The organism is Pseudomonas sp. 34 E 7 (genome assembly GCF_900005715.1).
Classification (GTDB): domain Bacteria; phylum Pseudomonadota; class Gammaproteobacteria; order Pseudomonadales; family Pseudomonadaceae; genus Aquipseudomonas; species Aquipseudomonas orientalis_A.
This window is the reverse complement of sequence record NZ_CVTX01000150.1, coordinates 141799-154170: the sequence shown is the minus strand read 5'-3', so window position 1 is coordinate 154170 and position 12372 is coordinate 141799. Positions and strand designations below refer to the sequence as shown.

14 protein-coding genes are annotated in these 12372 nt (G+C 62.5%); 9 read left to right on the top strand and 5 right to left on the bottom strand.

Annotated elements, in window-relative coordinates:
• The 9 genes from BFP96_RS18130 to BFP96_RS18090 form a co-directional block, all read left to right on the top strand.
• Positions 1–850, top strand: an 850-nt coding sequence (locus tag BFP96_RS18130; RefSeq protein WP_256549111.1) for a thiamine pyrophosphate-dependent enzyme, incomplete at its 5' end; no start/stop codon positions are given.
• Between the two features lie 11 nt (positions 851–861).
• Positions 862–2352 carry an aldehyde dehydrogenase family protein gene (locus BFP96_RS18125; protein ID WP_065885619.1) on the top strand — a complete coding sequence of 497 codons (1491 nt, stop codon included), beginning with the start codon at positions 862–864 and terminating at the stop codon, positions 2350–2352.
• Between the two features lie 27 nt (positions 2353–2379).
• A complete protein-coding gene (locus BFP96_RS18120) occupies positions 2380–3174 on the top strand; it encodes an SDR family NAD(P)-dependent oxidoreductase (RefSeq protein ID WP_065885621.1) in 795 nt (264 codons plus the stop codon).
• A gap of 12 nt (positions 3175–3186) precedes the next feature.
• Positions 3187–4227: a WD40/YVTN/BNR-like repeat-containing protein gene (locus tag BFP96_RS18115; protein WP_065933302.1), complete on the top strand. Its 1041-nt coding sequence runs from the start codon at positions 3187–3189 to the stop codon at positions 4225–4227.
• A gap of 11 nt (positions 4228–4238) precedes the next feature.
• A complete protein-coding gene (locus BFP96_RS18110; RefSeq protein WP_065885625.1) occupies positions 4239–4697 on the top strand; it encodes a VOC family protein in 459 nt (152 codons plus the stop codon).
• A 15-nt stretch (positions 4698–4712) separates the two neighbouring features.
• Complete coding sequence (locus BFP96_RS18105; protein ID WP_065885626.1) at positions 4713–5315, top strand: amino acid synthesis family protein; 603 nt, start codon at positions 4713–4715, stop codon at positions 5313–5315.
• A 157-nt stretch (positions 5316–5472) separates the two neighbouring features.
• Positions 5473–7080 carry a bifunctional 3-(3-hydroxy-phenyl)propionate/3-hydroxycinnamic acid hydroxylase gene (locus BFP96_RS18100; RefSeq protein WP_065936744.1) on the top strand — a complete coding sequence of 536 codons (1608 nt, stop codon included), beginning with the start codon at positions 5473–5475 and terminating at the stop codon, positions 7078–7080.
• Positions 7077–7856: a 2-keto-4-pentenoate hydratase gene (locus BFP96_RS18095; RefSeq protein ID WP_065891973.1), complete on the top strand. Its 780-nt coding sequence runs from the start codon at positions 7077–7079 to the stop codon at positions 7854–7856. Before BFP96_RS18100 ends, BFP96_RS18095 begins: the two co-directional genes overlap by 4 nt.
• Positions 7857–7930: 74 nt before the next feature.
• The gene (locus BFP96_RS18090) at positions 7931–8872 is read left to right on the top strand and encodes a helix-turn-helix domain-containing protein (RefSeq protein ID WP_065885629.1); all 942 of its coding nucleotides are present in this window, start codon (positions 7931–7933) and stop codon (positions 8870–8872) included.
• Between the two features lies 1 nt (position 8873).
• Here BFP96_RS18090 and BFP96_RS18085 read toward each other — a convergent pair whose 3' ends face one another.
• The 5 genes from BFP96_RS18085 to BFP96_RS18070 form a co-directional block, all read right to left on the bottom strand.
• Positions 8874–9782 (bottom strand): ABC transporter six-transmembrane domain-containing protein, encoded by a 909-nt coding sequence (locus BFP96_RS18085; RefSeq protein ID WP_065885630.1) that lies wholly within the window; start codon positions 9780–9782, stop codon positions 8874–8876.
• Positions 9770–10132, bottom strand: a complete 363-nt coding sequence (locus BFP96_RS18080) for a hypothetical protein (protein ID WP_065891971.1) — start codon at positions 10130–10132, stop codon at positions 9770–9772. The genes BFP96_RS18085 and BFP96_RS18080 overlap by 13 nt, the downstream gene beginning before the upstream one ends.
• Before the next feature lie 42 nt (positions 10133–10174).
• Positions 10175–10384 carry a hypothetical protein gene (locus BFP96_RS29325; RefSeq protein WP_083203298.1) on the bottom strand — a complete coding sequence of 70 codons (210 nt, stop codon included), beginning with the start codon at positions 10382–10384 and terminating at the stop codon, positions 10175–10177.
• A 62-nt stretch (positions 10385–10446) separates the two neighbouring features.
• Positions 10447–11523 (bottom strand): sensor histidine kinase, encoded by a 1077-nt coding sequence (locus tag BFP96_RS18075; RefSeq protein ID WP_065891970.1) that lies wholly within the window; start codon positions 11521–11523, stop codon positions 10447–10449.
• A complete protein-coding gene (locus tag BFP96_RS18070) occupies positions 11520–12248 on the bottom strand; it encodes a response regulator (protein ID WP_065885633.1) in 729 nt (242 codons plus the stop codon). The genes BFP96_RS18075 and BFP96_RS18070 overlap by 4 nt, the downstream gene beginning before the upstream one ends.
• Positions 12249–12372: the final 124 nt, after the last annotated feature.

Here is a 12372-nt window from a genome sequence, read left to right as displayed (position 1 = left end):
CGAAACCTTCCCGCGCCTGAGCTACCGGGGGGGTGGCTTGCCCGACCTGGATCGCCTGCCGTACTTCCCGGAAGTGGCCATCGAGATCCTCGAGCAGTACGACAAGGTCGTGTGCGCCGGTGTCGTGGAGCCCATCAGTTATTTCGGCTACGAAGGTATCCCGTCGCGGCTGGCTGAGCGTGAGCGTCTGCTGTCGCTGGCCGAAGTGGGCGACGATGTGGCCGGGGCGCTGACCGCGCTGGCCGATGCGCTGGACGCGCCTGCCTACATACCGACGCCGCAGGACATCCAGCTGCCGCCGGGCGAGGCCGCGTTGAGCCCGCAGTCGGTGGGGCAAGTATTGGCCGCCGCGCTGCCGGACGACTGCATTGTCTCGGTCGAGGGCGGCACCTGCGGCTATCCGTTTTTCACCGCCTCTGCCCGTGCCGCGCGGCACCGTGTACTGACCAATACCGGTGGCGCGATCGGCCAGGGTATTCCGGTGGGGTTTGGCGCGGCCCTGGCTGAGCGTGGCAACCGGGTGTTCTGCCTGCAATCGGACGGCAGCGCCCAGTACACCATCCAGACCCTGTGGAGCATCGCCCGCGAGCAGTTGCCGGTGGTGATCCTGATTGCCGCCAACCACCGCTACGCAATCTTGCAGAACGAACTGCGCCGTTTCGGCATGACCGAGCTCGACCCGCAGTCGCTCAAGCTGACCGTGCTCGACACTCCGCGCATCGACTGGAAGGCCCTGGCCAAAGGCTATGGCGTGCCGTCCTGCACCGTACACACCAATGCCGAACTGCAACGGGCGCTGGCCAATGCCGCCGCCGATGCCGGGCCTTGCCTGATCGAAATGGCGCTTTGAAGGAGTCGACCATGAACCAGCTCCCATTATTACCTGCCGTCCAGGCGTTCCTGGACCAGCCCGGTCGCCTGTTCATCGGCGGTACCTGGCAGGACGCCGCCAGCGGTCGCCGCTTTGCGGTGGAAAACCCGGCCACTGAACAGACCCTGACCGAAGTCGCCCAAGGCGATGAGCGCGATGTGAATGCCGCCGTTGCGGCCGCCCGTGCAGCGTTTACCGGCGCCTGGGCCTTCCAGTCACCGGCGCAGCGCGGCCTGTTGCTGTTTCGCCTCGCCGATCTGTTGGACCAGCACCGCGAGGAGCTGGCGCAACTGATCACCCTGGAGAACGGCAAGCCGATCGCCAACGCACGGGGTGAAGCGGCCAGCGCGGCCAACATCATTCGCTACTTCGCCGGCTGGCCCAGCAAGATCGAAGGCAGCACGCTGCCCGTCTCGCCGGCCAGCGGCGCGCCGATGCTCAACTACACGTTGCGTGAACCGGTCGGTGTCTGCGCGTTGATCGTGCCGTGGAACTTCCCGTTGACCATGTGCGTGTGGAAGCTCGGCCCGGCGCTGGCCACCGGTTGCGTGGCGGTGCTCAAGCCCGCCGAGCAGACGCCGTTGGTGGCGATTCGCCTGGTGCAACTGATCGAGGCCGCCGGTTTCCCCGCCGGCGTGGTCAACCTGATCACCGGCCTGGGCGCCGACACCGGCGCACCGCTGGCACAGCACCCGGACGTGGACAAGATCGCCTTTACCGGCTCGACCCAGGTCGGTCGGCTGATCGCCCAGGCGGCCACCGGCAACATGAAAAAGGTTTCGCTGGAGCTGGGCGGCAAGTCACCGAACATCATCCTGCCCGACGCCGACATCGTACGCGCCGCCAAGGGTGCGGCCGACGGGATTTTCTACAACCAGGGCCAGGTGTGTACGGCCGGCTCGCGCCTGTATGTGCACGACAGTGTGCTCGACCAGGTGCTTGAAGAACTGCAGCGCCACGCCGCCGCCTATGTGCTCGGCAATGGCCTGGACCCGGCCAACAGCATGGGCCCGCTGGTATCCGGCCGGCAGTTGAACACGGTCAAGGGCTACCTGCAGCGGGGCCAGGAAGAGGGCGCCGAGCTGATCTGCGGCGGTGGCCGTCCTGAGCACCTTGAGCGCGGTCACTTCATTGAACCCAGCGTGTTCCTGGACCGTGCCGAGCGGGCCTGCGTGGCCCGCGAAGAAATCTTCGGCCCGGTGCTGACCGTGATGAGCTGGAGCGAGATCGACGACCTGGTGCTGCGCGCCAACGACTCGCCCTATGGCCTCGCCGCCGGCCTGTGGACCCGTGACCTGCGTTCGGCGCACCGCGTGGCCGCGCAGCTCAAGGCCGGCTCGGTGTGGATCAACTGTTGGAACGTGGTCGATCCGGCGTCGCCGTTCGGCGGTTACAAGCAGTCCGGCTGGGGCCGGGAAATGGGCAAGAACGTGATTGACGCCTACACCGAAACCAAAAGCGTCTTCGTCGATCTGGCCTGAATCGAATAATCACAAGAGGAAATGGCAATGGATCTGGAATTGAAAGGCCGCGTGGCAATCGTCACCGGTGGCGGCATGGGTATCGGCAAGGAAGTCGCACGCTTTCTCTCCGAGGAAGGCTGCAAGGTGGTGATCTGCGCGCGGCGCATGGCGTTCCTGCAACTGGCCGCCGAAGAGATCACCGCACAGACCGGCAATGAAGTGCTGCCGCTGTTCTGTGACACCAATGACATGAAGGCCGTGTCCGAGATGGTCGATGCGGCGTACAAGCATTTCGGCCGTATCGACATCCTGGTCAACGGTGCTGCCGCGCCATCCGGCGTGGTGCGCAATGACATCGAACACGCTGGCGACGATGAGTTGCTGTCGGACCTCAACACCAAGGTGATCGGCTACTTCCGCTGCGCCAAGGCCGTGACCCCACACATGAAGGCGGCCGGCTTCGGGCGCATCATCAACATCGGCGGGCTCACCGGGCGCAGCAGCAAAGTGCTGTCGGGCATGCGCAACCTGGCGATTGCCCACATGACCAAAACCCTGTCCGACCAGCTCGGCCCGTCGGGCATCACGGTCAACCTGATTCACCCAGGCGTGGTGGATACCCCGCATATCCAGGAGCTGTACGACCGCGAAGCGGTCAAGCAGGGCAAGACCGCGGAACAGGTCGAGCAGGCCTACATCGACGCAACGCCGATTCGCCGCACCCTGGCGCCGATTGAAATGGGCTGGTTGATCGGCTTCCTGGCGTCGCCGAAGGCCGGCGCGGTAACCGGTGAGTCCATCGGCATCGACGGTGGTTTGACGCGTGGCATCTATATCTGAGGAGTATCAGAGATGAGTAACGGAACCCTTTTGGTCGCCACTGTCGGGCAAGCGGTGATTCGCAGCGCCGACGATGGCAAGACCTGGCACCGTCTGGGCCTGGGGCAGGACCTTGAGTTCGATGCGATCACCCGGTCCCTGAGTGTGCATCCCGACACGCCGGAGCGGATCTACGCCGGTACCGACGTGGGCTTGTGTGTCAGCCAGGACACCGGCGGGCATTGGCAGCGCATCGATTCGCCGTTCAACGGGCAGACCGTGTGGAAGGTAGCGGTCGACCCACAGGACGCCCAGCGGATTTTCGTCGGCACCGGCGCGCCGTCGCGTGCCGTGTTGTGGCGCACCCTGGACGGTGGCCTGAGCTGGGATCGCGCTCCGGTGGAGATCCCGGAGTTCTGCGACGGCGTCAGCCGTCCCCGCTTGCTGGCCTTCGCCTATGACCCCACCGACCGCAACCAACTGTGGTTCGGCCTGGAAGAGGGTGGGCTGTTTCACTCCCGTGACGGCGGTGACAGCTGGACCCGCGTCGACGACCGGCTGCTGTGGGACTACAACTCGGACATCCACAACATTGTGGTACTGCCCAATCACGGTGAAAAAGTCATCGTGGTGGTTTGCGTCAATGCGGTTTACCGCAGCCTGGACGAGGGGCTGACCTGGACCGGCATTGTCGGTCGCGAAGCCTTCGGCCTGTATTACCTGCGCGCCATGAACGCGCCGCTGGGCACGGAAAACGAGCTGTACCTGAGTATTTCCGATGGTACGCCGGGCACCACCAGCAAGATCCTGATATCCCGTGACGCTGCACTCACGTGGACCGTGCTGCCCCTGCCGCAACAACCCAACTCCTGCGTTTGGGCGATTGCCTTCAACCCGGCCAACCCGCGCCAGATCGTGGCGGGCACCAAGTATGGGCATTTGTTCACCTCCGACAATGGCGGGGATAGCTGGCAGAAGCACTGGCGCGAATTCAGCGAGATCGCAGATGTGCTCTGGACGCCTGCCGTGGCGCAGATCAAGGCCGGGCATCAATCCATCGTCAAGAAGAACTGAGGTAATCAGTGATGAAAGTCAAAATCCTTCGGACTCACTTATCGCTATTTGTGAGTGATCCTGATGTGTCGGCACTGTGGTACGCCGACATCCTGGGCATGCACGAAAGTGCCCGGGGCGAAAGTTGGGTCATGATGGCATTTGGCACCAAGCATCACGACATCGCCTTGATTCGTGCAGAACCGGGCGCCCACCAGGGCGGCCTGGGCCTGCAGCACTACGGATTGGAAATCGAAGGTGACATGACCACCTTGCGCCAGCTCTACGGCATGTTGCTGAAGAAGGGGGTGGAGGTGGTGAAAATTACCGATCATGAAATCGGCAACGGCCTGTATTTCAACGACCCCGATTGCAATCGCATGGAATTCTTTCTCGAGACCGAGCATGACGATGCGTGCGGCAAGGCCCGCTTCAAGGCCGCCCGTGCGCCGAGTCGCAACATCACGCTTGATCCCCTTGACCCGATTTGAACCGAGGTTCACCTGATGAAAACCGCGAATTTCGCCAGCTATCACATCCGCAAATGGTACAGCTTCGTCGAAGAAACCCTGGCTAACGAAAGTGGCCAGTTGGCCGATGGCGAACCGGTGTTCAAATACGCCGTGGCCGCCGTGATCGCCAACCCGTACGCCGGCCGTTACAGTGAAGACCTTGCGCAATTGATCGAGCCGTCGCCGCTGCTGGGCGAAGAGTTTGGCCGGCGCATTCAGGCCCTGGCCGGTGCCCGCAAGATCGAAAGCTACGGCAAGGCTATCCTGGTAGGTAGCGCGGGTGAGTACGAGCACGGCAACGCGTTCCTCACCAACCCGGCCGCCGACCCGATCCGCGTTGCCCTGGGCGGTGGCAAGTCGTGGGTGCCGTCCACCGGCAAGCGTGGCGGCCCGGGTTCGACCATCGACGTGCCGCTGGCGCACAAGGATGCACTTTACGTGCGCTCGCACTACGACACGTTCTCGGTGACATTCGGCGACGGCCCCTCGCCGGATGAGCTCGTCGTGATCTGGGCTTTCGCCACGCGTGGACGTCTGCATGCACGCTTGGGCGGGCTGAAAGTAGAAGATGTAAAGGGCCTTGACGGCTTGCACTGATAAAAGCACAGCAATTGTAGGAGCGAGCTTGCTCGCGAAGAACCCACAGGCGCCGCGTTCGCTCAGCAAGAACGCGTTATCGTTGAAGTTTTTCGCGAGCAAGCTCGCTCCTACGCGGTGCCGGAACCAAACCACAACAAGAAAGCGGTGAATAGCGATGAAGCAGGAGAAAACCCAGGTTGTCATCGTGGGCGGTGGCCCCAACGGCATTACGGCCGCGCACTACATGGGAATGTACGGTATCGACTGCATCGTCCTTGAACTGGCCGATGGCATACTGCCTTATCCGCGTGCCGTGGGCATGGACGATGAGGCATTGCGTGTGTTGCAGGGCATCGGTATCGCCGAACTGGCGGTACGCGACATGATTTGCGATGTGCCGCTGCGCTACTACAACGCGCGCGGCGTGTGTTTTGCCGAGGTCAAGCCAAGTGCTGCGCAATACGGCTGGCCGATGCGCAATATTTTCATGCAGCAACTGCTCGAAGGCACCTTGCGCGAAAACCTTGGGCAGCACGCCAGTGTCGAGTTGCGCCAGGGGCATGAACTGCTTGAACTTGAGCAGGACGGGCAGGGCGTGACGCTGCAGGTACGCGGCGCCGACGGCGAGCTCTACCAGCTCCAGGCCGACTATGCGATCGGTGCCGACGGCGGCCGCTCCACCGTGCGTAAAAAACTCGGCATTGAACTGCTGGGGTTGACCCATCCACGCAAATGGGTAGTGGTCGATACCGCCAACGACACGCTGGACGCACCTTATACAGCCCTGCATGCCGACCCGCAGCGGCCCTTCGTGTGCATCTACTTGCCTTACCAGCAGCGGCGCTGGGAGTTCATGCTGATGGAAGGCGAGGACGAAGCGAAAATGTGCGAAGAGGCGACGATTCGCAAGCTGATCCACGGGCATATCGGCGACGCCGTCGACCAACTCAACGTCATTCGCATTCGTGCCTATACGCACCACTCGCGCGTCGCGGCGCGCTTTGTCGAAGGGCGTGTGGCACTGGTGGGTGATGCGGCGCATATTTCCCCGCCCTGGGCCGGGCAAGGCCTCAATTCCGGCCTGCGCGACGTGGCCAACGTGGCCTGGAAGCTCGCCGCGATCATCCAGGGCCGGGCGGCGCCATCGATCCTGGCCAGTTACGACCAGGAGCGACGTGGCCACGCCACCGAACTGGTCGCCCTGGCCGACAATATGGGTGCTGTCCTTGGCTTGACCAACCCGCTGATGGCCGGCGTGCGCGACTGGCTGTTCCAGGCCGTCAACAGCGTCGACAATCTGCGCTCGCACTTGCTGGAGTTCAAATTCAAACCCAAGGCGACCATCACCAAGGGGCTGGTCTATCACGAGCGGGCCGAATTGCGTGAGGATGACCTGGTCGGGCAACTGTTCATCCAGCCCAATATCGAAGACGCCCAGGGCCAGCGCCGGCGCCTGGACGAAGTCCTCGGCAACGGCTATGCCGTGCTGGGTTATCGAGTGAACCCGCGCGCACACCTCAGCGAACCGATGGCCGAGTATTGGGCTCGTTGGGGCACGCGTTTCATCCAGGTCAATCGGTCGCGCAGCGGCGTGGGGCGTAACCAGCCGCTGACGGCCAACGACGCCGTGAGTGTGGAGGACGTGGATAACCGCTTGGGCGAATGGTTCTCCAAGGTGCGTGACTGCATCGTGGTGGTGCGTCCGGACCGTTTTGTCGCGGCGATTACCACCCCGGAGCGGCTTGATGGGGTACTGCGCAAGCTGGCGGAGCAACTGTCATGAGCGGCGCCAACGCGTTGCTCGTTGAACTGGACGAGGCCTTGCGCAGCGTCCAGCCCATTGCTCCTTTGGCGCCCGAAGCGCTGGACCGGCTGGAAGGCTACGGTCTGCAGCGCCAGGGGCTCGTGCGGCGCCAGGCCGGCGGCGAACGGTTGAGCGGCTGGAAGGTCGCCTTTGCCGGCCGTGCGGCGCAAGCACGCTTCGGCCTCGACGAACCGGTGTACGGCGGCCTCACCACGGTCATGCAGGTCGAGCCGGGCAGTGCGGTGTCACTTGGGCGGTTGATCCAGCCCAAGCTTGAGATCGAACTGGCGTTCGTCTTCGGGCGCGCGCTGGAACCGGGCGACTACGCGGATGAGGAGATTCTTGCGGCCATCGCCCAAGTGGCGCCGGCGTTCGAAATCGCCGACTGCCGCTGGCAAGGCTGGCGTTTCGGGCTTGGCGCGTTCCTGGCCGATAACGCCGCCGCCGCACTTTACTGTGTAGGACCGCATGTGCCGTTCGACCCTGTGCGGCATGCCTGCGTGGCGTATCACCTGGAACATGAGGGTGTGTATCTGGGGAGCGGCGATACCCTGGACCGAGAAGACACGCCCCTGTTCAACCTGTGCTGGCTGGTGCGACGCCTGCTGGCCGATGGTCATCGCGTGGAGGCCGGGCAGGTGGTGCTCTCCGGTGCGCTACTGGCGCCGATGGATATTCAACCGGGCACTTATCATCTGCACATGCTTGGCACGGAACTGGCTTTGGTTTTCCAGGCGGGCGTTGTGCCTGTCTAACGCCAACCAATGTCACGGACGACTGAGCCCCTTCGGGCCAATAGCAATAACCCGGCGGCCGAGGAGTGACGAATATGCTCGCTGAAGTCCGAACCTTCAATGACTCCCAACAGCACGCCGGCTCGATCCATGGCTGGCAGCAGGTGTATGACCAGCTCGGTCGTGGCTGCCTGACCAGTGAGCTGCGGCAGCTGTCCGGCGATCGCTTCCAGATCTTCCAGGAGGTGCTGGACAAGCGCGTGGTGCAGCATGGCCGCTCGCCCCAGGGCCGCTTGTGCGCAGCCATGTCACTGGGCAACCCTCCGGTGGTCCAGGGGCAGCGGGTAAGTGCGCAGAGCGTGGTGCTGCTGCGTGATGCCGAAGAGTTCGTATTGCATGCGCCGGAAGGCACGCATTTTTTCGCGTTCAACGTCGATGCCGTGCGTTTCGCCAAGCTGGCGGCCTTCGAGTTATCCAATGAGCAACTCAAGCGTTTGACCAGCGTGCCCGCGCTTAACGTGGATGAAACGTTACTGCTGCGCATTCGTCAGCGCATTCACCCCTTGTTTCGTCACTTTCTGCAACACGCGGACGCCATCAGCCCGGCGTCGGAAAAAATCCTCGAAGACGAGCTGCTTGGTGCGTTCCTCGACCTGTTCAGTCACGCCAGCGATGAAGTCCGTTGCCGGCGTGGCAATTTTGCCGTCAGCGCCTATCTGGTCAGGCGCAGCCAGGAATTGATCATCGCCAGTGGCGATACCCCGTTGAGCATCCTGGACCTGTGCGAGCAGTTGCGTGTCAGTCGCAGGACGCTGCAGAACAGTTTTCAGGCGGTAACCGGCATGCGGCCGGTTGAATACTTGCGCAATTTGCGCCTCAACGCGGTCAGGCGACGCCTGATCGAAACCTGCCCGAGCCAGAAAAACGTCGGAGATATCGCCGTGGCCATGGGCTTTTTTCACCTGAGCCATTTCGCCACGCATTACCGCGAGCTGTTCGGTGAATCGCCCTCCGAAACGCGCAGGTCACCGCGCTGAATCACGCCAGGCCTGGGTCCACGCGCTTGCCGATATCCTTGAGCCGCGCCAGTTGGTCGATCATCGAGGGGGCTTCATCCAGGCAACTGACGAAGGTCCACAGGTAGGTCATCACCGCATAGATATGCCCGGCTTTCACCGCCGGCGCCAAGGCCAGTTGGGTGATCGCGACCACGAACAGCAGCGCCGCCAGAATGCCGATGGACAGGAAAGCCACGGCTTCACGATCCGATAGCCAGATGCGCAGCCGCGACAGCACCTGATAGTGGCGGTGCAAGGTGTGCGCACCGACCGTTTCCACCAGGCCGATTTCCTTTTCCAGTCGATTGTTCAGGCGTTCATGCAGGCGTTGATTGCGTCGCGCAAAACCCGGCATGAGCGTGACGCACAGCAGCAGCGCCAGCAGACAGGCCAGGCCGACCCAGGGCTCGATCACCAGCAGCATGCCCGCCGCCCCGACGATTGACACCAGCGCGGTGGCGATTGTCGGCACGTGCTTTTCAAAAAAGTCGACGAAGTCCCGTGCCAGCACGACCCGCGCCGCCGCCTTGGAGGTGCTGTGGCGCTGCAGGCGCTGGTTGAGAATCACCGGCACTGCAAGGTCGGCGTAGATGCGCGTAAAGGTCCGCGTGTCCAGCGCCCGCCGCGCCGCGCCGACTACCCAGAAGCCAAGGACCACGGCGGCATACCACAATGCACTGGCGGCATCGCCGCGGATGATCGAGTCCACGGCAAACCCGGCGAACAGCGGGTAGGCCAGCAACAGCGCATTTTCCAGTGCGACAAGCGACAAGGTGCCGAACAATTTACCGGGGTAGGCCCGGGCGATGGCCTTGAGCGTCTGGCTGGCGGATTGCTGCCCCAGCTTTTTACTTTCTTCGAGCAGAATCGGCGGTGTTACGGATGCCATGGTGCACCTGTGGCGCGCGTTGCGCGTTGATCATCGTCGCGGGAGATGCCCAGGCGATAACGCGCTTCATCGGTCATCAACAACAGATCGGTCTGGACTTCTTCGATAATGATTTCCAGGGTGATCAGGATGCAAATGGCCGGCGCCATCAACAGCCAGTGATAATAGGACTGAGTGATCAACGACGCACAGACGCCCACCAGCCACAGCGCCAGGACACACGACGGCGCATGCCGCTGCAATGGAATCCAGAAACGCTGCAACTTTCTGAGTTTGAACGTATAGAGCATCAATGACGCTTCCAGTTGTTTAAGGGTAATAGTGTTGCGAGCTGAATGCATTGTAGGCATAACAGTTATCCACGCTAGAGCGTTAAACAAGGGAGCCGGGCGTTACACAGTGCGGTTATTCGCTGCCTGGCGTTCCAGTTCAGGCAGCGTTTTATTGAGCCAGGCGAGATTGACTGCTTCGACTTCCACCCAGTCACCCGGGCTTGGTACTCCTTCGCAACTCATGAAAGCGATACAACGTCCGTGTATGTCCAGTAAGGCAAAGTGGCGATATTTAGTTGCTCTTTTGAATAGGGAAATACACAGGCGCATGCCATCACCTTGGTGAGTGCTGATAAAGCAAACCTCGCTCTACGGTTGTCAGGATTGGATAGTCAAATGGGTGCCGTTGGCCAACTGAGTTCAAATAACGTGCCGCCATGTACAAGTGTTCGACAGGCCACGGCGCCGCCATGGGCCAGTGCAATCGAACGCACCACGGCAAGGCCAAGGCCACTGCCGCCCTGGGCCCGGGAACGCGAACTGTCGCCGCGTTGAAACGCATCGAAAATAAGCTCGGCGAACGGTTCGGCGACCCCCGGCCCCTCATCCGCAACCCTGAGGAAATGACCGCGCTCGTCACTGCCGAGCTGGACGCTGACCTTGCCCGGCGTGGCATGCCGGCGCACGTTGTCCAGCAGCGCGAGCAATGCCTGGCGAATGCGGGCAGGGTCGCAGTTCACGGGGCCTTTGCGCAGGTCCAGCAGCAGCACGAACCCGGCAGCGTTCAGGCTGGGTTCGAACAACCGCGCTTCGGCCTCCAGCGCATCGGACAACTCGACTTGCCGGATTTCAAGTTTCAGGTAGCCGTTATCCCCCATGCCCACGACACGTAAGTCTTCGACCATGCGGGTCAAGCCTTCGACCTGGCTCAGCAGGCTGTAGAACTGCGCGGTGTCCGGCTCGAATACGCCCTCGGCCAACCCCTGCAAACGGCCACGCAGGATGGTCAGCGGGGTGCGCAGTTCATGACCAATCGCGGCGTTCCAGAAGGCTTGTTCTTCGGCCATGCGTTTCAATCGGTTCGCCATGCTATTGAAGTCATTCACCAGCCGGGCGGCTTCGCCCGGAGAAACGTCGGGCGCCACTGCCCGTGCATCCAGGTCGCCGTCAGCCAGGCTGCGCAGACTGGCCGCCACCGAGTTCAGCGGCATGAGAATGCGTCGGGCCAATTTGACGGCCACCGCCACGCCGACGCCCAGGCTGACGCAGGTGATCAAGCCCATCCAGGCCCATTCCACGCCGCTGGGCAGCCATTCATCCGACTCCAGCTCCAACTGCGTCGGCGGCGACAGCGCCCACAGCAACGAATAGAACACGTAGGTACCGACGACCGCGAGTGCGATGACGCAGAGCACCACGGCGGTCATCGACAAGATAATCTGGCGGCTCATGCCGCTGCCGACGTTCATGCCTGGCTCCCGAAGCGGTAACCGACGCCACGGATGCTGGTCGGTACGCCGCGCAGGCCGAGGTCTTCGATCTTGCGGCGCAGCTTGCTGATATGGCTGTCGACCGTGCGCTCCAGGCTGTCGCTCTCGGGGGAGCAGAGCACCAGCAGTTCGGCTCGGCTGAACACGCGACGCGGCGACTTTGCCAACTGCGCGAGCAACCTGAATTCGGTCACCGTCAGCTGCAACGGCTGTTTTCGCGTGCCGATGCGCACGCTCACCTCATGGTTGTCGATGTCGATCTCGAAGGGGTCGACGCGCAGCACACTGTGGCCACCGCCATGCCCCTGGTCGGCGCATCGACGCAGCACGGCCTGGACCCTGGCGATGACTTCCGCCGGGTTGAAGGGTTTGACGATGTAGTCATCGGCGCCTATGCGCAGCCCCATGAGCTTGTCCATGTCCTGATCCTGGGCCGTCAGCATGATCACGGGCGTGTTACCGCGATGACGAACTTCGGCCAGCACCATCCAGCCGTCCAGCTTCGGCATCAGCACATCGAGCAGCAACAGATCGGGCTTGAGCGTCTGATGCAGCTCCAGCGCGCGCCGCCCGTCCTGAGCATGCGCGGTTTTAAAGCCGGCGCGCTTGAGGTAGGCCGAGAGGATGTCGGCAATTTCCGGCTCGTCTTCGGCGATCAGGACCAGTGCCTGGTTGGAGCTCGATGCAAGGAGTGATTCAGTCATGGTGTGCTCGGTCGATGTGCTGGGCGGTGGCTCAATGCTGCAACGGCGCGCAGGCGTTCAGCAACGGATAGGATGATGCCTCGTCAGCATGCACGTTCAGCGTAGGATTTATGGAGAAATGATG